Below are 21039 nucleotides of genomic sequence, written 5' to 3' on the forward strand. Positions count from 1 at the left end.
ACAAACGCCGTGTCGTCACGTGAGGTTTCGTCGGTCAGGCGGGCAGCGATTCGGTGTGCGCGCGGGCGACCCGGTAGCGAACGAAAGCCGGGAAGGCCAAGGCGGCCAGCAGGACCCCGATCACCACGAGAACTCCGCCACCCGCCGCGGCCACCGCGGTACCCAGGCTCGCCGCGGCAAAACCGTGGGCAACATCACCGATCCGCGGGCCGCCCGCGACCACCACGATGAACACGCCTTGCAGCCTGCCGCGCATCTCGTCGGTGGCGACGGTCAGCAACATCGTGGTGCGCAGCGCGGCGGAGACCATGTCGACCGCGCCGCCGAAGGCGAGGAACGCCACCGCGATCCACAGCCAGACGCCGAGACCGAACAGGTGACCGGCCAACCCGACCGCGAGCCCGAAGCCGACCATCGCGACGCCCCACAGCGCGATGCAGACGACGACGGCGAGCCCTTGGCGGCGGAGGCGCGGAATCCAGCCGGAGAACACGCCGCCGAGCACCGCGCCCGCCGACATGGCCGCGAACAGCAGGCCGAGCGCGACGCCGCCGGTGGCCGGGTCGCCGAAGGTCTCGTGCGCGATCTGCGGGAACAGCGCCCGCGGCATGCCGAACACCATCGCGATGACGTCGACGAGGAACGAGGCGAGCAGAATGCGCTGAGTGGCCAGGTAGGTGAAACCATCCAGGACCGTGCGGAATCCGGCCCGGCGCGCGTCGCCGGTCGGCGGGAACGCGGGCAGCCGCCAGACCGCCCACAGCGTGACGAGCAGTGCGATGGCGTCGACGAGATACAAAGTGGACAGCCCGATCAGCGGGATGAGCGCACCGGCGAGCACCGGCCCCGCGATGGCGCCGACCTGCTGCACGGTCATGCTCAGCGAGCTCGCGGCGGCGAGTTGCTCGGGCGGCAGGATGCGGGAGATGGCCGCGCTGCGGGTCGGCTGGTTCACCGCGAAGAACGCCTGTTGCAGCGCGAACAGGATCAGCACCACCCAGACGTTGTCGAGCCCTGCCGCGGCCTGCGCCCAGAACAGCACGGCGGTCACGCCGGTGCCCGCGGTGGTGATCACCATCAGCTTGCGCCGGTCCATGACGTCGGCGAGCGCGCCGCCCCACAGCCCGAACACGATCAGCGGCACCAGGCCGAAAAGTCCGGCGAGGCCGACATATCCGGAGCTGCCGGTGATCTGGAAGATCTGCTGCGGCACCGCGACCACCGAGAGCTGGGCCCCGATGACGGTGACGATGTTGGTCGTCCACAGCCTGCGGTAGTCGGGGTTGCGCAGCGGGGTGGTGTCGGCGAGCAGCTTCACCGGCCGGAGGTTAGCGAGTTCCCGGTCGGCGAGACGACGCGAGATTCATCACATGATTCATCTGTTGTCACGGTTGCAGCCGGTCGACGCGCATGCGTCCCTCGGCGACCCGCACCCGGATCCGGTTGTGCAGCCGACCCCTTCGGCCCTGCCAGAACTCCACCTCGTCGGGACGCAGCAGATAGCCGCCCCAGTGCGGGGGCACCGGGATCACGTCGACGTCGGCGAAGCGCGCGGTGGTCTCGGCCAGCGCGCGGTCCAGCTCGGCCCGCGAGCCGATCGGGCGGGACTGCTGCGAGGCCCAGGCGCCGAGCTGCGAGTCGCGCGGACGCGAGCGCCAGTACACCTCGGTCTGCTCGACGGAGGACTTCTCGACCGGTCCGCGCAGGTGCACCTGCCTGCCGAGCGCGGGCCATAGGAACGTCGCCGCGGCGAACGGGACCGCGGCCAGTTGCGCGCCCTTGGCGGAGTCGTAATTCGTGTAAAAAGTCACACCCTCCGGCGAGAGTCCTTTACACAGCACCGTTCTGGCGACCGGTCGCGGCGTGCCGTCGACGAGCGACACCGTGGCGAGAACCATCGCGTTGGGTTCGGCGATGCCGACCGCGGTGGCCTGCTCGATCCAGTGCCGGAGCAGCGGCTCCCAGCCCCCTGCCAGCCAGGTTTCGTCCAGGTCGATGTCCTCGCCGGAGCCGAACGGCGCGCCGCCGTATTCCACTCGCATCGCGGACAGATCGGAGCTCACCGGGAGCTCCATCGCGTCCCCGTTCGCGTCCGGCGGGAACAGGGCGGGATTCGACGCTGAATTGTCCAGGTCACGCATGGGCCAGACGTTACTCCGCGGTAGCAGGGAGCTAAGGTTTTGGTGATCGGCATGTGCTCGGCGGAGCGACACCCTCGGCTGTTGTTTCCAGCGACCTGCAAGCAGTCGCTAGCGGCGTTGCTTCGAGCGGCCTGCAAGCAGTCGCAAGCGGCGAGAACTCGTGCGACCCGAAGTGCAAGGAGAGTCACAACATGACTACCAGCCCCGCTGTTCCCGGTGGCCAGGCCACCGTACCGAGCGATTTCGTCAGCGGCCTCGAGGGCGTGGTGGCCTTCACCACCGATATCGCCGAACCGGACAAGGACGGCGGCGCGCTGCGCTACCGCGGCGTCGACATCGAGGACCTGGTCGGCGGCCGGGTGACCTTCGGTGACGTGTGGGCGCTGCTGGTCGACGGGGAGTTCGGCCACGGTCTGCCGCCGGCCGAGCCGTTCCCGCTGCCGGTGCACACCGGCGACGTGCGCGTCGACGTGCAGGCCGGTCTGGCCATGCTCGCGCCGATCTGGGGCTACCAGCCGCTGCTCGACATCGACGACCAGGAAGCCCGCGAGAACCTGGCCCGCGCCTCGGTGATGGCGCTGTCCTACGTCGCGCAGTCGGCGCGCGGCATCTACCAGCCCGCGGTGCCGCAGAAGAAGATCGACGAGTGCACCACGGTCACCGAGCGCTTCATGACCCGCTGGAAGGGCGACCCGGACCCGCGGCACACCGAGGCCATCGACGCCTACTGGGTCTCCGCCGCCGAGCACGGCATGAACGCCTCCACCTTCACCGCCCGCGTCATCGCGTCGACCGGCGCGGACGTGGCGGCCTCGCTCTCCGGCGCGATCGGCGCGATGTCCGGCCCGCTGCACGGCGGCGCACCGGCCCGCGTGCTGCCGATGATCGAAGAGGTCGAGAAGACGGGCGACGCCCGCGCCTTGGTCAAGGGCATCCTCGACCGCAAGGAGAAGCTGATGGGCTTCGGCCACCGGGTGTACCGGGCCGAGGACCCGCGCGCCCGCGTGCTGCGCGCCACCGCCAAGCGTCTGGGCGCCCCGCGCTACGAGGTGGCGGCGGCGCTGGAGCAGGCCGCGCTCGCCGAGCTGCGTGAGCGTCGTCCCGACCGCGCCATCGAGACCAACGTGGAGTTCTGGGCCGCGGTCATCCTCGACTTCGCCGAGGTCCCCGCGCACATGATGCCCGCCATGTTCACCTGTGGCCGGACCGCGGGTTGGTGCGCGCACATCCTGGAGCAGAAGCAGCTCGGCAAGCTGGTGCGTCCGGCTGCCATCTACACCGGCCCCGCCGCGCGCAAGCCGGAAGAGGTCGCGGGCTGGTCCGCCATCGCCCACCTCTGAGCATCGAACACGTTCGCGAGCCGGACGCCTCGACGGGTTGACTTGCCCGTCAAGGCTTCCGGCTCGTGTCGTATCCGGCGACGCTGGAGAACGGCTGTTGTGACGCGGTCTAGCGCGCGCCGATCGGCTTGCCGAAGAACGACGCGACGGTCTCACCGAAGACCGAGGCCAGGAAGGGCAGCTCCCCCGGGGTCGCGAGCATGGTCGGCATGTCGGTGGTGGCGCAACCGGACGCCGCGGGCACGCCGTTCAGCCGGTCCCGCAGCCACAGCAGCGCCGCCGGTCCGCCGGTGACCTCGGCGAGGATGTGTTCGCTGGCGTGGTCGCGGGTGTACTGAACCCGCGCGTCCGGGTTCTGGCAGTAGGTGTTCACCAACTGGTCGGTCGAGCCGAGCGGCAGGATCTCGTCCCACGCCGAATGCCAGAGGAACATCGGCATGTCCGGCACGGTCTTGCCGAGCTTGGTGTCCTCGAGCATGGCTTGGACCACGGGGTCGTGCAACGGGTCCCCCTGCGTCCGCAGCAGGCCCTTCATGTTCAGGAACGGGAACAGCGCCGACTGGTATTGCACGCACAGCGGCGCCTTCAAGGCCATCAGCGCACGACCCAGGGGGTCGATGTTGCGGTCCAGGAACGCCGCGAAGTCGGGGTACTCCCGCGCGAGGCCCATCACCGCCGCGAAGACCAGTCCGGACGTCGCCTGGTTGTTCGCCATGTTCAGCGTCGCGCCGAGATCGGCGCCGACGCCGCCCTGCGCCGCGGCGACGATGTTCAATTCGGGCGCGTAGGTCTTGTGCAGCTCGGCGGCGTGTCCGGTCGGCATCGACCCGCCGGAGTAGCCGTACATCCCCACCGGCGCGTCCGGTCCGACGCCGAGCGGCTCGAAGGCCGTCGCGGCGCGGATGCCGTCCAGGGTGATCCGGCCGCCGAGCGGCCCCGCGGCGTACGCCGAGTTCGGGCCCTGGTGATCGGGGATGACGACCGCCCAGCCCTGCTGCAACGCGGCCTGCGCGAAGACGAACTCGCCGGGCGCGACGATCTGGCCGACCAGCGGCGCGATCGATAGGTGCTGCAACGCGTACGACGGGGTGCAGTAGCCCGCCGTCGAGTCCTCGGCGATCTGCACCGAAAGCAGCTTGCGCGGTTCCGGCGCGACGCCGCGCGGCTTGATGAGCGTGGCGACCGCCGAAATCGGTTGGTCGCGACTGTCGTTGGAGCGGTAGGACACCTGCCAGGCGTCGACGTTGAGCGGGATCAAACCGAAGTTTGCGACGTTGACCTGGCGTACCGCGATCACCTCGCCCGGTGCGGTGGCGGCGAGCACCTCCGGTGGTTGGCGATAGAAGCCCGGATCCAGCTCGGGCGGCAGCGGCAGCACCCGCGCGGCCTCGATGGGCGGAGCCTCGGGCGCGCCGGGCTCGGCGCCTGCCTGCGCCCCAACCCCCGCGACCGCCGCGGCCATCGTCAACACCGCCCCGGCGCGCATCGACACCGCCCCGGCGTTCATCAACACAGTGTGGAACCGGCGCGTCCAGCGCGATCCGGTGACGGTCCTCATCGACCCACATCCTTCGGCTTCACGATTGAGACTCCCGCGTCTCAACGTGGGCCACACTATGGCACGAATGTGGTGTCGATCGCAATCAGTTGGCCGCGCCCTCTGGCAACGCGAGTGCTCTGAGCAGGGTGGTCAGCACGTCGACGAGGACGTCCACCGGCGGACGCGGATCGTCCAGGCTCCACTGGTGCACCACGCCGTTGACCGCGCCGATGAACGCGGCCATCGCGACGCGCCAGCCGCCCGGCGGGGTGCGCACATCCGGCAGCGCCGCCGCCGCCACCTCGACCACCGCGCCCCATTCGTCCCTGACCCGCGCGCGATGCAGCTCGACCGCCTCGCTGACGCCGACGATCTCTACGAAGGCCACTTTCGCCTTGCGGATGTCGCCGACGACCGCTCCGACATAGGCCCGAATGCCCGCGTCGAGCAGCGTGCGCGTGTCGGTGGTCCCGGCCGCGGCGAGCGCCTCGGCGACGGCCGCGCGCGCCTGCGCGTGGATCCGGTCGTAGACCTCGACGAGCAGTTCCTCCCGCCCGGAGTACTGCTCGTAGAACTGCCGCCGCGACAGACCCGCGGCGGCGCACAGATCGGTGATCGAGCTCTGCGCGTACGTCTTCTCCGCGAAGACGGTGAGCGCCGCCTCGACGAACAGCGCCCTGCGCTCCACCTGCCGCTCCGCGACCGACTGCCCGGAGTAACTGTGTCTGGACCGCGCCGCACTCACACCGGCGACCCTAGTGCGGGCCATTACAACCGAGGCGTCTCAGCCACCGCACGCCGGAATCCTCCGCAGCGGCGGGCTACTCCTCGCCGAGCGAGGCGGCCCAGTCCACCGCCACGGACTCGCCGTGATCGACGGCGAAGAACGCCACCTCGAGATGCTGACCGAGATCGACGAGGCCGATCGCGGCCAGCGGCAGCGGCTGGATCAGGCGGACCCGCCACGGCCGCGGTTCGTCCCAGGCCCGCAGCTCGAGATCGAGGCGAAGCACCGGATCGTCGTGGCCCGCGTAATCGGCCGCCACCGGAGCGGCGGCGAGCACGGTGGCGTCGGCCCTGCGGCCGTCGGCGAGAATCTTGGCGATGCTCACCCTCGTCGCCTCGTCCGCGTCGGGGAGGTAGAGCACCAGCCGGTCCCGGTCTCCCGGATCGACGCGGCAGGCGACGACGTCGCCGGGTTGCATCCACTCCAGGTCTTCCTCGCGCGTGCGCTGCCGAACCCGGGTCTCGTACGGGACCGCACCGTCGATCTGCACCCGAACCCAGAAAACGTGGCCGGGCTCCCGCCGCGGCTGCGGTCCTGGGCCACCGAACGTCCTGGCGAACGACGGCGACGAGATCTTGCGCCCGAGGATGGTCGCCGATCCCGCCGTGCCGTGGATCAGCAGTTCGCGCCGCGCCGCGCCCGACAGCGCGCCCGCCCGCAGGCCGAAATTCCGTGATCGCCGTGCCCGCAACCGCCACCCCGAGTTAGCCGACGCCATGCCCATGGCCGAAAAGGGTAGCCGTACTGTGTCGTACGCCACAGCAATACGGCTTCCCTATGAGTAATTGATCACACCTTCGCCGATTTGCAGGACGTGACGGCCCTGCGGCACCCACCCGCACGAACCGAGCAGGTCGGACACGCTTTACCCTATTGGCCATGACCACTGCGTTCCCGACCATTCCCGACGACCTCAAGCCCGCCGACGGACGGTTCGGCTGCGGCCCCTCCAAGGTGCGCCCGGAACAGCTGGAGTCCCTGGTAAAGGTGGGGGCCTCGGTGTTCGGAACCTCGCACCGGCAGAAGCCGGTCAAGGACGTGGTCGCGCGCGTGCGCAACGGCCTGCGCGAGCTCTTCGGCCTGCCGGATGGTTACGAGGTCGTCCTCGGCAACGGCGGCACCACCGCGTTCTGGGACGCCGCCGCGTTCGGCCTGATCCGCGAGCGTTCGCTGCACCTGACCAACGGCGAGTTCTCGAGCAAGTTCGCCGCCGTCGCCAAGGGCAACCCGTTCATCGGCGACCCGATCGTCGTCTCGTCCGAGCCGGGCAGCGCCCCTGAGCCGGTGGCCGATCCGTCGGCCGACCTCATCGGCTGGGCGCACAACGAGACCTCCACGGGCGTGGCCATTCCGGTGCAGCGTCCGGCCGGTTCGGAGCACGCGCTGATCGCCATCGACGCCACCTCCGGCGCGGGCGGCCTCCCGGTGAACATCACCGACGCCGACGTCTACTACTTCGCTCCGCAGAAGTGCTTCGCCGCCGACGGCGGCCTGTGGGTCGCGCTGATGAGCCCCGCTGCGCTGGCCCGGGTCGAGGAGATCAAGAACAGCGGCCGCTGGACCCCCGAGTTCCTCTCGCTGCCGGTCGCGATCGACAACAGCACCAAGGACCAGACCTACAACACCCCGGCGCTGGGCACCCTGCTGCTGTTCGCCAACCAGATCGAGTGGCTGAACGGCAACGGCGGCCTGGACTGGGCGGTCAAGCGGACGCTGGATTCCTCCTCGCGGCTGTACTCGTGGGCCGAGTCGAGCGAATACGCCACCCCGTACGTCACCGATCCGGCGCACCGCTCGCAGGTCGTCGGCACCATCGACTTCGCCGACTCGGTGGACGCGGCGCAGGTCGCGAAGGTGCTGCGGGCCAACGGAATCGTCGACACCGAGCCCTACCGCAAGCTGGGCCGTAACCAGCTGCGCGTCGGCATGTTCCCGGCGATCGATCCGGACGACGTGAGTCAGCTCACCCGCAGCATCGACTGGGTCGTCGAAAAGCTGTCCTGAGCGAATTCTTTCGATGCCCGTGGTTTCACCGAGACCACGGGCATCGTGCTCTGATCACCCACCGAGAGCCGCACCCTCGTAAAGACCACTGAACACCCGCGCTACCAGCCTGGATTCGTGAACGATCAGATTATCGAGCGGTCCAGGCGCATGCGCGACGGGCGCGAGTCTCGACCGCTCGAAAACGCGACACGACAGGTCGCGCACCCGCGCACAAAGAGGACACATTAGCGTTTTCCGTCTGGGGGCGGCAGATTTTGGTGCAGCGTGTCTTGCCTCGAGATCATCGAGTGTGCACTACTGTTTCGGAAAGTGGGCGGTGTCGCGAGCCGACGCGATAAGGAGGTAACGGTGCGTGAACTTCGAGTGATCGGGGTGACGCCCGACTCCACGCACATCGTGTGCATCGACACCGAGTCCGGCCAGAAGTTCCGGCTGCCCGCAGACGACAAGCTACGAGCCGCCGCGCGCGGAGACCTTGCCCGATTCGGCCAGATCGAGATCGAAATGGAAGCTTCTATGCGTCCTCGCGATATCCAGGCTCGTATCCGCGCCGGAGCCTCCGTCGAACAGGTCACCGAAGAATCCGGCATGCCCGCCAGCCGGGTCGAGCGTTTCGCGTATCCCGTGCTGTTGGAGCGCGCCCGCGCCGCCGAGCTCGCCCAGAAGGCGCACCCCGTGCGCCCCGACGGCCCCGCCGTGGAAACCCTGATCGATATCGTCACCGCCGCGTTCACCGAGCGCGGGCACACGCTCGAGAACGCCGAGTGGGATGCGTGGAAGGACGAGAAGGGCTTCTGGGTCGCCCAGTTGCAGTGGCAGAACGGGCGTTCCGAGATCGCCGCGCACTGGCGCTACCAGCCCGACGCGCACGGCGGTTCGGTCTCGCCGCTCGACGATCCCGCCGCGGATCTGATCGATCCCGATTTCGGCCGTGCGCTGCGCGGTCTGGCGACCGTCCTGCCGCCGCAAGCCGAGCTGGAGGCGCCCGCGCCGGCCGAACCTGTCGTCGAGCCGCGCAAGGAAACTCCCCCGGCGCCCACCGCGCGTCCCGCGACGGCCCGGCAGCCGCAGCCGACCCTGGACGAGTACTTCGAGCAGCGGGCAGTGGCCGCGGGCGGTAGCGCGGCGACGATCCCGGCCGCGAGCACCAGCACCGCGACACCGGCGGCGAGCACCAACACGGCGCCCGCGCCGAGCGCCAAGACCACTCCCGCGGCGAGCGCCAAGACCACTCCCGCGACGAGCACGACCGCCACCCCGGCGGCGAGCGCTCCCACCACCAGCGCACCGGCCGCCGCCGCGAACACCTCGGCTCCGGCCGCGAACGCCGCGCCCGCCGAGGAGAACACCAAGCCCGGCAACGCAAAGTCCGCGCCCGCCAAGCCGAACCGCACCAAGCGCGGCAAGGCGCCCATGCCGTCCTGGGAGGACGTGCTGCTCGGCGTGCGCAGCTCGGGTCACTGACCGGCCGCGCCGCGGTTTTCGGCGCACCCGGAAGTTTGCTGAATCGCTAGTCGAGGTTGCTGGATCACAGTTCCACCCCGAAAACTCGATTGCGCCCCGAAATTCTCTTCGCGCTGGCGTGTTCCGTTGCCGAAGCTGCGTCGCGGGTCGTCCGAGGCGAGTAGATTTTCCGATGTGTCGAAGACGACGTGCGCCGTCATCCGACACGGGCGGTAGCTGGAAGTTCGCGGAGTAGTTTCGTGCGACCATCGGGAGGTGCCGGAAATGCTGTCCAAAGCCTCGTCTCTCTGGTATGTCGACGCCCCCGACCCGTTGGCGGTACTGCGCGCCGATCACGACCCGGAGCCCGAGGCCGCGCTGGCGCTCGCCAAACAGCTCTACGGCGACCACGACGTGGTGCCGAAGATGGTCGGCACGCTCGGCGGCTGCGCGGGCCCGGACACCGACGAGGTGTACATCGGCTGCTATCCCGGTGTCACAGTTGTGTGTTCGGCACAGGCCGCGCTACCGAGGCCGACACGATTGCCGGAGCTGCTTGTTCGCCCGCTCGCCTCCGACCACACCTATCTGATCTCCTTCGACACCCTCATCGGCTGGGGCGCGTTCGCGCACTGGGAGCGCGGGGAATTCCGCCGTGCGTTCAGTTCGACCAGGGTGAACATCCTGGAGGACGAGGGACTTCCGCTGGTCTGGGAGCGGTCGTACTGGGCGGGCGAGCATCCCGTTCGCTGGCATGCCGGAGAATTGCCGGACCCGCAGACGCTGCCCTTCGACCCGCCCGATTTCGCCGACGCCGCCAACAACGAATGGCTCGGCTTCCACTACCGGGCTCCCTCGCCGCAGGGCGCGCTGGCGCCGGGCGATATCGCGGTGTGCGGATTCACGCTGTACCCGAAAGGCGAGGCGCCGGATCGCTCGAAGTCGATCGGCCCGGAAGTGATCGAGCCCGCGATCAAGCCGAGGCGTGGGCTGTTCGGTTGGCTGCGCGGCGGAGATCGCGTCGGCTGAGGGCGATCGTCTCGGCCGCCGAATGTCCCGGCGCCGGATCACTCGCCGCCGGAGTCACAGCGCCGGATCGTTCAGCGCCGCGGCATCACAGCGCCGACAAACCGTCGACGATCAGCGCGAACCACCCGAGCACAACGCCGACACCGCAGCCGAGCAGCACCCACCTGGTCACCGGCGTGAACCGCGAGCGCCACGCGGTCGGCGCCGCGCCACCGGCGGCGACCAGGTTCACCGCGACGGCCAGCAGCGGATGCACCTGGGCGAGCGCGATCCCGAACGCGTAGACGGCCACCGCCGCCAGCAGCGCCACCATCACCACCACGGTGATACCCGCGGCCCACGGCGTCGGGTCCTGCACGGGCGGATAGCCGCGGTACGCGCCGTTCGTCGGGTGATCCACCATGTCCTCGTCCCTCACGACGTTCTCACTCGTTCATAGAACGCCATGGCCGCGGCCGTGGCCACATTCAGCGAATCGGTGCCCGGCGACATCGGGATGCGCGCGCGGATGTCGGTCGCCCGCATCGCTTCCTCGGTGAGTCCGGGCCCCTCCGCGCCGAGCAGCAGCGCGACCCGCTTGCCCGTCATCGCGGCGGCCAGATTCGGCGCCGTGGGGTTCGGGGTGAGCGCGATGATCTGAAATCCTTTGCGCCGCAGTAGTTCCAGGCCGTTCGGCCAGTCCGGCACCGACGCGAACGGCACCCGCAGGACATGCCCCATCGACACCCGGACCGCGCGCCGGTACAGCGGATCGGCGCACCGGTCCCCGAACAGGATCGCCTCGGCCCCCAGCCCCGCCGCATTGCGGAACATCGACCCTAGATTCTCGTGATCGTTCACGCCCTCCAAGACGGCGACGGTTCGCGCGCCCTCGGTCACCTCGTCGAGCGTCAGCTCGGCGGGCCGCCGCGCCACCGCGAGCACCCCGCGATTGAGATGGAACCCCACGATCTCGGCCATGACCTCGGCCGTAGCCCGGTAGAACGGCACATCCACCCCGGCCAGATCCTCGGCCAACTGCTCGTACCTGCGCGCGACCCCCATCAGCGCGCTGGGCCGGAAGCGCGAGTCCAGCATCCGTTGCACGACAACCACGCCCTCGGCGATCACCAGCCCCTTGCGCCCCGGCAGGTCGGGCCGCCGATCCGCCGACGCCAGGTCGCGAAAATCGTCGACCCGGGAATCGCTGGGATCATCGATATCGATCACTTCGGCCACCGCCATATCCTGCCCGCCCCCGGACCCCGACCAGAAACCGCCACCCGCGAATCGTTCCCTCCCGGTCCCAGGCTGCCGACCGGCGCGGTGACGCAGCGAAATTCCGGTGCGCGGCGGTGTTCATACATGGGACGATCTGCCCATGACGCTCGTGCCCGGCATCACCATTCGATCGGCGACCGAGGCGGATGCCGCGGCGATCAGGTTGCTGTCCGAGACCTCGTTCGGGGTCCGGCAGGACGATGCGTGGCTGGAACGGGCGGTGCGATTGTTCGCGCCGCTGGACACGATCGTGGCGGTGGACGGTGATCGCGTAGTCGGGCAGGTTCACTCGCGAGAGATGATCCTGACCGTGCCGGGCGAGCGAACGGTCTCGGCCCGCGGCATCGCGGGGGTCAGTGTTGCGCCGACGCACCGCAGGCGCGGCATTCTGCGGGCGATGTACGTCGAACAGCACCGGCGCACCGAGGCGCAGGGCCTGCCGCTGACCATCTTCACGGCCAGCGAGGGCGGCATCTACGGTCGGTTCGGCTACGGCCCCGCGGTGCGCCAGAACGCGGTCACCATCGACCGCAGGTTCGCCGAATTCCTGCCGACCACACCGGATCCGGGTGGCGTCGAGCTCGTGATGCTCGCGAGTGTCACCGACCGGGTTCGCGAGATCTACGACCGCTGGCGCAGGCTGACGCCGGGCGCGCAGGTGCGGCCGGACGCGTCGTGGGGCAACCTGTTCGCCGATCCGGAGCGGTTCCGCCGCGGCGGCTCCGACCTTTTCACGCTGCTGCATCCGGACGGCTACGCGCTGTATCGCTACCACCACGAAGCCAGGGAGATGACCGTCGAGATCGACGAGATGCGGGCGGTCACCGCCGACGCGCACGCGGCGCTCTGGCGCGCGCTGTTCGGTCTGGACCTGGTCACCCGGATCAAGGCGGAGCTCAGCGACAACGACCCGCTCCCCTACCTGCTGAAGAACCCGCGGCTGGTTCGCACGACCGCCCGCTACGACGGCCTCTGGCTGCGTCTCATGGACGTCCCCGCGGCGCTCACGGCCCGCGACTACCGGACCGATCTCGATGTCGTCCTCTCCGTCACCGATCCCTTCCGCGACGCGGGCGGCGTTTTCGCGCTCACCGTGCGCGACGGACGCGCCGAGTGCGTGCGCACCGACCGGGCCGCCGACATCGAACTGGGCATCGACGTGCTCGGCAGCATGTACCTCGGCGCGTACCCGGCGCGCGCGTTCGCGGCGGCGAATCGGTTGCAGGCCAAGGATTCCGCCAAGCTGCGCGCGCTGGAGGAGGCGTTCGGCGCCGATCGCGACGCGGTGCTGGGTTGGTTCTTCTGACGAAGGGGCCGGTTCTCCCGGCCGACGCGCCCGGCCGGTAACTTCCCCGCGGCCGGGCGCTGGCTGGCATCCTGGAGATATGAAGCCGCTTCAGCTGGTCCTCAACATCATCTGGCTCATCTTCGCCGGGTTCTGGATGGCGCTCGGCTACATCCTGGCCGGGATCATCTGCTGCATCCTGATCATCACGATCCCGTTCGGCATCGCCTCGTTCCGCATCGCGGCCTACGTGCTGTGGCCGTTCGGCCGCACGACGGTGGAGAAGCCCGGCGCGGGGGCGGGCTCGCTGATCGGCAACATCATCTGGTTCATCGTGGCGGGCTGGTGGCTCGCGCTCGGCCACCTGCTGACCAGCATCCCGCTGTTCCTGTCGATCATCGGCATCCCGTTCGGCTGGGCGAACCTGAAGTTCATTCCGCTCTCGTTGTTCCCGCTCGGACGCGAGATCGTCGACAGCGACCAGCCGTTCGCCGCCAGGTAGGGAAGCACCACTCGCGATCCCGCGCGAAGCGGACTACTCCGATTCGGAGACGATCTGCTTCATGATGGCGACGGCTCGGGTGAGGATCTCGAGCTGGTCGCCGGTGAGGGTGGAGAGCTGTTCGGTCATCCAGGCTTCGCGGGCGCTGGCCTCGTCGGCGATCAGCGCCCGGCCGGATTCCGAGAGAGAGACGATGATTTGGCGGCCGTCTGTCGGGTGCGGCTTGCGCTCCACCAACTTCAGATCGGTCAGCGACGCGATGACCCTGGTCATCGACGGCGGCTGCACCCGCTCCTTGGCGGCCAGCGCGCCGGGCGTCATCGCGCCCTCGCGCGCCAAGGTGGCGAGGGCGGAGAGCTGGGTCAGCGAGATCTGTGAGTCGGCGCGTCGCCCCCGCAGATGTCGCGTCAGCCGAACCACCGCCAGCGAGAGTTCACCGGCGAGGGCTCTAACATCCGATGACGTTGTCACAGTGGCAAACGATACGGGACCCGCTGGGTGCGGCATGCCGGTTCCCGCAGCTACGCTGAGCCCGTGACCCAGAAAGTGCCGGAGATCCCGCCGCGGCTGACCGATCCGCGGCCGGTGCTCGTCGTCGGCAGCGCGCTGTGGGTGGTCGCCACCATCGTCGTGTGGGCCGGACCCGAGAGCTGGGAACCGGCGCTTCCCGTCTGTCTGATGGGCCTGGTGGTCGGCCTCATCGGCTCGACCATCTTCCTGATCCAGCGCCGCGGCGCCCGGCGCGGCGACAAGGGCGCGCAGACCGGTTTGGAGTGATCAGCTCACCTGGAATTCCGCGCTCACCCCGGTGAAGGGGCGCAGCACGCCGTCGGCGCCGAGGCTGTCGGCGAAGTGCACGAAACGGTACTGCCCCGGCTCCGCGTCGGCGGGAACGTCCCAGGTGAACCGGGCCACCGATTCGGCGGACCCGCGCTTGCTCCAGTGATACCGCACCGCCCACTCCCCCTCGTTGGCAACGCGCACCCAGCCGGTTCCGGTGCTGCGCTGCACCTCGAGGAAGGTGCCGTTGCGTCGCGGGTTGTGCTTCGGGTGGGCCGAAACGAACTCGGCGACAACGCGTTCGCCGCGCGCGCAGGAGGCGGGCTGGGTCAGCACGTCGCCGAAGCCACGGCCCGGCGGGGTGGCGTCGGGACCCGGCGCGGGCACGAAGTTCGGCTGGAGGTTCGAAACGTCACGCGGCGCGGGTCCGCGCGCGACCGTCGCCCCGGCCGCCAAAGCCGTTGCCAGGCGGTGGAATTCCTGCTGGTAGGCGGGCAACGTGTAGCGGCCGTAGAGCGTCGAGGCGCCCTCGTACTGCTGGGCGTCGTATTCCTCTGGGGTGGTGACGTATTCGTGGTAGGCGTTGGCGTAGCCCTGGAGCAGCACCTGTTCCACGTCGACGCCCAGCGCCTCCGCCACGGCCCTGCGCACCCGCAGCCCGGACACGATGGTGAACTCACCGCCCGCGGCGGCCAGGTACAACTCGCCGATCCGCATCAGCTGGATCGGCACCACGCTCGGCACCCACGGCACCGGTGGAAGCAGACCCAGCGGCGCGGCAATCGCCTTGGGTGCCTGGGCATCCGATAGCCAGGCCGGTGCGGGCTGGTTCGGATCGCCGAGCGCGCCGAGGAACGGGTTGCGCACGCCTTCCGGGATCGGGCCGCCGGGCAGACCGGGGCCGTCCTCGACGCTGCCCGCGATCAGCGAGACGCCCGCGGCGGCCGGAGCGGTGTGCCGCGGTCGACCGTCCGGGGTGAATCGCCCGTCTACCGCGATGTTCGCCAGGTCGATGTAGCAGAGCAGGGAGTCGACGGGTCCGCTCAGCGAGCGTGCCGTGTTGAGCGCGTTCTCGGCGGCGTCGTGTTGGCGTTCACCGATGATCCGGGTGTTCTCTAACTCGTCCTCGGTCGGTCCCGATCCAGGGCGCAGATTCAGGTTCGGCGACATGTCGCCCGCGTTGGTCTGGGCGAAGGCCGACACGAAATCCGGTGCGCCGTCGAGGTATCGGACGCCGTGGTCGGTGTGTTCGTGGGCGAAGGAGGCGTAACCCTTGTTGTCACCGCTGATCAACCGGTTGGCGTTGGTCATCGACGTGTTGTGCGTCGCGAACCAGGTGATCGCGCCGATCCGCTTGCCGCCCTTGGCAATCGAGAGCGCGGTCACCGCCGGGTCGATGGCGTCGGGGAAGTAGGCGCGATCGGCGGCCGGGTTGCGGTCGAAGGCGACGCGCGAGCGGTTGACGCTGGCATCGTGCAGTTCCGCGCGGCCGAGCGCGAGCGACGCGGGCCCGAGATCGGCGTGGGCGGCCGCGACGGCCTCCACGATCCCGTTCACCTCGGCGTCGTACACCTGCTGTTGGAAGCCGAGGATGGACAGGTTGTAGGCGTAGTCGTGGCTGGAGCCGCCGCAGGTCGCGTGCGAGTGAGTGGAGGTGAGCAGCACGTTCTGCTCGGTGTAGAGATCGCCGAAGCGACGGGCCAGCTCGAGCAGCACGCCGCGGTGCACCGACTGGAAGATCATGCCGTTCTCCGCGACGACGAACACGACGCGCCGCCCGCCCGCGGCGATCACGTACACGCGCGCCCGCGGGCGCAGGTGGATGCCCGCGGTGGTCTGCTCCAGCTGGGAGTAACCCATCATTCCGCACTCGGCGGCCGGGCCGGTGATGTCGGAGATGCCGACGCCCACCTGATAGCCCGAGTCCGGCGCGGCGGCGGCGGGACCCGCGGTCGGCCCCGATCCGATCGTCGTGGCGGCCGCGAGCGCCGCCGACCCCGCCGCGGTTCGGGCGAGAACCGTTCTGCGTGACACCGGCATCCGAGCCTCCCTTCGTCCGTTTGGCAGCGAACCACACAACTGGACGCGCGTCCAGTCCAGATTTTTCGGCGGCGCGAATTGACTGCACGCGCCGCGAGCGCTTAACTCGCTGAGGTGTCCTCCCGATTGAGCGTCGAAGAACGACGGGCCCACCTTATCGAGGCCGCTATCGGCCTTGCCGAAAAAAAGGGCGTGGCCGGTGTGACCACGCGCGATGTGGCTCAAGCAGCCGGTGTCTCACTCGGTGTGGTGCATTACTGTTTCGAAAATAAGGACGCGCTGATGACCGAGCTGGTCAAGGCGTTGTCGATGGAATTACGCGATTCCGTCGACGCCAATGAAACAGTTTGGCAAGACGTCGAAAGTGGAAAAGAAGCGCTTCAAAAATTGGTGCGCGCCGGACTCGAACTGATGTGGCTGAACATCGAAGCCACACCGGAACGACAACTGCTCACTTACGAAACAACCACATATGCGTTGCGCGAAGGGGAACAGACCCCGAAGAAACTCGCGATCGCGCGCGAACAGTACGCCTTCAACGACTCCACGGTCGCCGACATCCTCGATCACGCGCGCGACGCCACGGCCACCTCGTGGTCGGTGCCGGTGCAGACACTGAGCCGGTTCACCCTCAACGTGATCGACGGCGTCGTGCTGCGCTGGCTGGTCGACAACGACAGCGAAGCGGTGCGGGCGCAGCTCGATCTGCTGAGCGAGATGCTCGCGGGGTACGCGACCTAGGCCCTCCGCTGTTCGTAGCGTCTAAGGGCTCTCGAACGTCGTTCCGTCGATGATGCTTTCGGGCGTCGTCGTGTCGATGAGGCTCGGGACGCGGATGTGCGTCTCGGTCCCCACGCGCCACCAAGGCACCGACACCGTCCCGGTCACCGCGCCGGACAGCCGCACGCGCAGGTCGTCGTGCAGCACCAGCTCGCCGTCCTGCGGTGCGAGTGAGAACAGTTCGCGCAGAACCACTCCCAGCGGGTCGGCGGACCACGAGGTGCGTCGGCCCGCGCCGAGTACCTCGGCTGTCACCGACTCCGAGACCAGCGGCAGGTCGAGCAGGGTCGCCAGGCTCGGTGCGGTCTCCTGGTCGCCGAGCACCAGGCGATCCGGGGGCAGCGCGAGGCCGAACCACGGCAGGTCGAGCACCATCGCGTCGGCGGCTTGCACCGCGTCGCCGGACAGTACGCGCACCCGTTCCGGCAGCACCAGCTCGGTGAGGTCGAGACGGGACGCCGCGGCGGCCAGGTGGCGGTGCGCGCGCGAAACGATCTGCGGCTCAGGGTTGTTCGCCGGATCGGCCAGCGCCGCGAGCAGCGCCTCGGCGAGCTCCGGGGTGATTCGCTCCGGATCCGCGAGGACCGAGCGCAGTACCGCCAAGTCGGCGTGGCTCAGGCCGGGAACCGCGAACCGTGGGAGCAGCCCGGTGAATTCGGTGTCGTCGGGATGCAGGTGGTGGCCGAGCGGGATGCCGTCGAGGCGGGCATGCCTGCGCAGCCACCACGCGGTGTAGCCGTCCGGGTCGGCGAGCAGACGCCTGGTCTTCGGTTCGGCGAGCAGCTGGTGCAGGGCGTCCGGCCAGGCGATGTCATCGATCAGGTCCAGGTCGCGGACGGCCGCGAACTCGGCGGGCTCCTCGGGCAGGCTCGCCCACCAGGACTCTTCGTCGTCCAGATGATGATCGGGCCCGGTCGGGTCGGACTCGGAGACGACGCCGAAATCCCAGCCGACGCCCACGGCCCGCAGCGCCTGCGCGCCGTACTCGTCCACGATTTCCTTGGCGACGGTGCCCAGCGGCGCGTCCTCGACGAGCAGCGCGTACAGCGGCGCCTCGGGCAGCAGCAGCTCGTCGGCGGGCAGCAATTCGCCTGCGGTGTCCGGCAATTCGATCGAGCCGAGCCAGGGCGGCAGCGCGTCCGGATCGGCGTACGCGGCCAAACGGAGCACCGCGTCGACCAGGTCGGGATCGTCGGGGTGGTCTTCCAGGTCCGCGTGCAGCGCCGGATCGGCGAGCAGGTCCGCCGCGGTGGCCGAGCGCGCACCGAGCCTGGACAGCAGTGGGTGCGCGGCCTCCGGATGGACCAGGCGCGCCCAGTGCAGCGGGATGGCGACCTCGAGCATGTCGTCGAGGACGACCGTGCGCGGACCGGTCACCAGGCGGCCGTCGGCCAGCGGAACAGCCAGCGCGCCGAGCTCTTCGGCGGACAGCGGGTCGACCACGAACGGCTCCAGCGCCGCGTACCAATCCCGCCACCAAGCGGGCGGGCGCTCCACACCGGCGGAGAGTTCGGCGAGCCGGGCGAGGCCGAGGCGGTGCACGTCCAGGACCGCGAGGGCCTCGGTGTGGGCGCGGCCCGAGAGCTCGGGGATGACCAAGGGGCCGACGATGTCGTCGAGGAGGTCGGCCAATTCCGGTGTGAGGTCGGGGAAGACGCTCGCGCGGGCGGGTACGGCCGCGGGGATTTCATTTGCGGCTGGCCCGACGGCAGGGTGCGCGCCGGGCCCGGACTCCACGGCAAGACCAGATGCCGGGCCGGAGTAAGTCCCCGCTGCGACGGTGGACGCAGCACCGGAACTGGACTCGGCGCCGACGTTCGGGTCGGCGTAGAGGTCCAGCTCGGCAGGGGTGGGCCCAGCGGCGGAGTCGGCAGCCGCTTCGAAGCTCGACCCTGCGACGGAGCCCAACCGGGCGGCGGAGTTCGGCGCGGCGTCGAGATTCAGCTCAGCGGCAGGGCCAGCTTCGGTGACGCGGCCCGGCTCGGCGGCGGGACCAGGCTTCGAGGGTGCGCCGACCACCGGCAGCCAGGGGTGCGTTTGCAGTTCGCGGATGAGGGCCTCACGGAGCAGGCCGTCGGTCTCGCTGCGGGCGAACCCTGGTGTGGGGACCAGGACGAGGCGGTCGGTCGCGGGGAGGGCGCGTGCGAAATCGGCGTAGCCGGAGGCCAGTTCGGTGATGCGGGCGCCGGGTAGCAGGCGGCGCCGGTCCGGTTGCATCGGAATGTCGGCGATCAGCAGGGCCGGGAGGGACAGTTCCTCGTCGGAGCGCGTGGGCGCGCGAAGGACGTCGTGCGGTGCGGCGTGGGGTTTGCCCTCGCGCAGCGGCAGCAGCCATCTCGCGCGGGCGGTGCGGAACTGCCACCACGTTCGGCGACGATCATCCGGACCCGACACCTGTAGTTCCTGGAGGCCGCCGCCGAGTTCGCGCACCGCGGAGGTGAACTCGTCGTCGCCGATCCGAATGGATTGCAGGGCGGGCAGTTCCAGGAGCAGATCCGCGGCCTCGTCGCGCAGGGCGGCGAGCAATGCGTCGGCGTCGATGTCGGCGTGCAGGCGCAATACGACTTCGGTGTCGAACCCCGGTGTGGGACCTGCCTCCAGCGGCCAGGTCAACCGGAGGGCCGGAGGTTGGAAAGCTTGCGCGGCGTCGTTCGGAACCGTGTTGCCCGCCGAACCGGCCGCACCGTCGCTCGGCGCAACGGCGGTGTCGTCGCTCGGCGCAACGGCAGTACCGTCGCCCGACGCAACGGCCGAACGGTCGCCCGACACAACGGCCGAATCATCGCCCGACGCAACGGCCGAATCATCGCGCGACGCAACGGCAGTACCGTCGCCCGACGCAACGGCCGGATGGTTGCGCGGCGCGTCGGCCTGACGATGGTGATCGGCGACCAGGCCCGGTGTAGCTATCCCATACTCGCGCAGGGCCTCTCGCGTCCTGGCGCGGGAGAAGTGCAGTGACCCGGTGGTGGAACGGAATTCGATGTCGTCGCTCACCGCGAGCACGGCGGTGAAGCCGACGCCGAACCGGCCGACGGAGGTCGGTTCGGCCTTTCCGGAAGCGCGCAGGGCGGTGAGCGCGTGGACGCCGGAGAGCTCCAAGGGCGCACCGGTGTTCGCGATGTACAGCGTGCGACCGTCCAGCCGAACGGAGATCCGACCCGCGACACCCGCTTTGGCCGCAGCGTCGGCGGCATTCTGCGCCAGCTCGGTCAGCAGGCGATCGCGGTAACCGGCCCGGACCAGATCCGCCTCGGTGGCGGCATCCTCCCGAAGCCGGGTCGGCGAATCACGCCAGGAAGCGAGGACGGCGGCGCGCAGCCCCTCGGTGCCGAACGGGTCGGCCGAGCCCGTCAGTTCCGCGGCGATGACCCGGACTCCGGTCCCGCGTCGGTCGCCGAACCCGGCTCGGCGGCAACGTCAGTCGCAGCCGCGTCGGTCTCACCCTCCGCCGCATCGTCAACCGCGGCGATGTCACCCGACGGCTGCTCCGCGTCGGTCTTCGAACCGAACTCGGCGGCGACATCGTTCGCGGCACCTTCGGCCTCGTCCTCGGCCGCGGCGACATCCGCGGCGAGGAGGTCGTGCGGCGTCGACGGTTCCGCCGCATCGGCAACGGCCGACTCGGCCGCCGTCGCGTCGGCGATCGCCTCCGGCTGGGCCTCGGCCGCGGCAGCTTCGGCGACCACTTCCGCCTGCTCGACGCCCTCGACGCCGGTCGCGGCTTCACCCTCGACAGCGATTCGCTCGTCGCTGCTGGCCACGGCATCGGTGACCGCCTCCGACTCCGCCCGTTCGACGCCCACAGCGCCGGTCGTGGCTTCGCTCTCGACAGCCGTCTGTTCGTCGACCACGGCATCGACCTGAGCATCACCGCTCACGGCGGCATCATCGGCGCTCAGCTCGGTTGCGGTCGAAGCCGTTTCGGCCAGAGCGGCCTCGGCACCGGTCGCTTCCGCCTGCCCAGCGTCCGCGGTCTCGACTCCCGACTCGCCCGCATCGGCCGACGGCGCTGTCTCAGCGCTCGCATCCGCATCGGCGGCCGTCTCCGAGGGCACCGACGGGTGTACCTCGGCGCTCGTCTCGGCAGCGTCCGCCTCAGCGG

The 21039-nt window shown here is 69.8% G+C and carries 18 protein-coding genes; 8 read left to right on the plus strand and 10 right to left on the minus strand.

The features are described from left to right. Positions 1–34: 34 nt before the first annotated feature. The gene (locus tag ABZV58_RS12550; protein WP_355000245.1) at positions 35–1318 is read right to left on the minus strand and encodes an MFS transporter; all 1284 of its coding nucleotides are present in this window, start codon (positions 1316–1318) and stop codon (positions 35–37) included. Between the two features lie 67 nt (positions 1319–1385). Continuing rightward, the gene (pdxH, locus tag ABZV58_RS12555) at positions 1386–2075 is read right to left on the minus strand and encodes a pyridoxamine 5'-phosphate oxidase (protein ID WP_355000546.1); all 690 of its coding nucleotides are present in this window, start codon (positions 2073–2075) and stop codon (positions 1386–1388) included. A gap of 257 nt (positions 2076–2332) precedes the next feature. Between pdxH and ABZV58_RS12560 the strand changes: the two genes are divergently transcribed. Further along, positions 2333–3481 carry a citrate synthase 2 gene (locus tag ABZV58_RS12560; RefSeq protein WP_355000246.1) on the plus strand — a complete coding sequence of 383 codons (1149 nt, stop codon included), beginning with the start codon at positions 2333–2335 and terminating at the stop codon, positions 3479–3481. A gap of 109 nt (positions 3482–3590) precedes the next feature. Here ABZV58_RS12560 and ABZV58_RS12565 read toward each other — a convergent pair whose 3' ends face one another. From ABZV58_RS12565 to ABZV58_RS12575, 3 genes are all read right to left on the minus strand, one after another. After that, positions 3591–5039: a lipase family protein gene (locus tag ABZV58_RS12565; RefSeq protein ID WP_355000247.1), complete on the minus strand. Its 1449-nt coding sequence runs from the start codon at positions 5037–5039 to the stop codon at positions 3591–3593. 85 nt (positions 5040–5124) lie between these two features. Further along, positions 5125–5766, minus strand: coding sequence for a TetR/AcrR family transcriptional regulator (locus tag ABZV58_RS12570; protein WP_355000248.1), 642 nt, complete (start codon positions 5764–5766; stop codon positions 5125–5127). Between the two features lie 76 nt (positions 5767–5842). After that, positions 5843–6532 (minus strand): hypothetical protein, encoded by a 690-nt coding sequence (locus ABZV58_RS12575; protein ID WP_355000249.1) that lies wholly within the window; start codon positions 6530–6532, stop codon positions 5843–5845. A 155-nt stretch (positions 6533–6687) separates the two neighbouring features. Here ABZV58_RS12575 and serC point away from each other — a divergent pair, with 155 nt between their 5' ends. The 3 genes from serC to ABZV58_RS12590 all read left to right on the plus strand — a co-directional run bounded on the left by serC (position 6688) and on the right by ABZV58_RS12590 (position 10287). Beyond that, positions 6688–7812, plus strand: a complete 1125-nt coding sequence (gene serC / locus ABZV58_RS12580) for a phosphoserine transaminase (RefSeq protein WP_355000250.1) — start codon at positions 6688–6690, stop codon at positions 7810–7812. Positions 7813–8163: 351 nt separating this feature from the next. Next, positions 8164–9279: a septation protein SepH gene (sepH, locus tag ABZV58_RS12585; protein ID WP_355000251.1), complete on the plus strand. Its 1116-nt coding sequence runs from the start codon at positions 8164–8166 to the stop codon at positions 9277–9279. A gap of 264 nt (positions 9280–9543) precedes the next feature. Continuing rightward, on the plus strand, positions 9544–10287 hold the full coding sequence (locus tag ABZV58_RS12590) for a hypothetical protein (RefSeq protein ID WP_355000252.1): 744 nt from the start codon (positions 9544–9546) through the stop codon (positions 10285–10287). 85 nt (positions 10288–10372) lie between these two features. Here the strand turns inward: ABZV58_RS12590 and ABZV58_RS12595 are convergent, their stop codons facing one another. Together ABZV58_RS12595 and ABZV58_RS12600 are read right to left on the minus strand one after the other, a co-directional pair. Continuing rightward, complete coding sequence (locus ABZV58_RS12595; RefSeq protein ID WP_355000547.1) at positions 10373–10690, minus strand: DUF2537 domain-containing protein; 318 nt, start codon at positions 10688–10690, stop codon at positions 10373–10375. An 11-nt stretch (positions 10691–10701) separates the two neighbouring features. Next, positions 10702–11505: an RNA methyltransferase gene (locus ABZV58_RS12600; RefSeq protein ID WP_355000253.1), complete on the minus strand. Its 804-nt coding sequence runs from the start codon at positions 11503–11505 to the stop codon at positions 10702–10704. Between the two features lie 142 nt (positions 11506–11647). Between ABZV58_RS12600 and ABZV58_RS12605 the strand changes: the two genes are divergently transcribed. Both ABZV58_RS12605 and ABZV58_RS12610 read left to right on the plus strand, forming a co-directional pair. Further along, the gene (locus tag ABZV58_RS12605; protein ID WP_355000254.1) at positions 11648–12853 is read left to right on the plus strand and encodes a GNAT family N-acetyltransferase; all 1206 of its coding nucleotides are present in this window, start codon (positions 11648–11650) and stop codon (positions 12851–12853) included. A gap of 79 nt (positions 12854–12932) precedes the next feature. After that, on the plus strand, positions 12933–13334 hold the full coding sequence (locus tag ABZV58_RS12610; protein WP_355000255.1) for a YccF domain-containing protein: 402 nt from the start codon (positions 12933–12935) through the stop codon (positions 13332–13334). A 33-nt stretch (positions 13335–13367) separates the two neighbouring features. On the opposite strand, the gene ABZV58_RS12615 is transcribed toward ABZV58_RS12610, so the two are convergent. Further along, positions 13368–13841 carry a MarR family transcriptional regulator gene (locus tag ABZV58_RS12615; RefSeq protein WP_355000256.1) on the minus strand — a complete coding sequence of 158 codons (474 nt, stop codon included), beginning with the start codon at positions 13839–13841 and terminating at the stop codon, positions 13368–13370. A 27-nt stretch (positions 13842–13868) separates the two neighbouring features. Between ABZV58_RS12615 and ABZV58_RS12620 the strand changes: the two genes are divergently transcribed. Then, a complete protein-coding gene (locus ABZV58_RS12620) occupies positions 13869–14111 on the plus strand; it encodes a DUF2530 domain-containing protein (protein ID WP_355000257.1) in 243 nt (80 codons plus the stop codon). Here the strand turns inward: ABZV58_RS12620 and ABZV58_RS12625 are convergent, their stop codons facing one another. Beyond that, the gene (locus tag ABZV58_RS12625) at positions 14112–16154 is read right to left on the minus strand and encodes a neutral/alkaline ceramidase (protein WP_355000258.1); all 2043 of its coding nucleotides are present in this window, start codon (positions 16152–16154) and stop codon (positions 14112–14114) included. Positions 16155–16280: 126 nt separating this feature from the next. Between ABZV58_RS12625 and ABZV58_RS12630 the strand changes: the two genes are divergently transcribed. Next, positions 16281–16895, plus strand: a complete 615-nt coding sequence (locus tag ABZV58_RS12630) for a TetR/AcrR family transcriptional regulator (RefSeq protein ID WP_355000259.1) — start codon at positions 16281–16283, stop codon at positions 16893–16895. Positions 16896–16916: 21 nt separating this feature from the next. Here the strand turns inward: ABZV58_RS12630 and ABZV58_RS12635 are convergent, their stop codons facing one another. After that, positions 16917–20255: an ATP-binding protein gene (locus ABZV58_RS12635; protein ID WP_355000548.1), complete on the minus strand. Its 3339-nt coding sequence runs from the start codon at positions 20253–20255 to the stop codon at positions 16917–16919. Positions 20256–21039: the final 784 nt, after the last annotated feature.

Origin of the sequence: Nocardia sp. NPDC004654 (genome assembly GCF_040609595.1) — a bacterium.
Taxonomy (GTDB): Bacteria; Actinomycetota; Actinomycetes; order Mycobacteriales; family Mycobacteriaceae; genus Nocardia.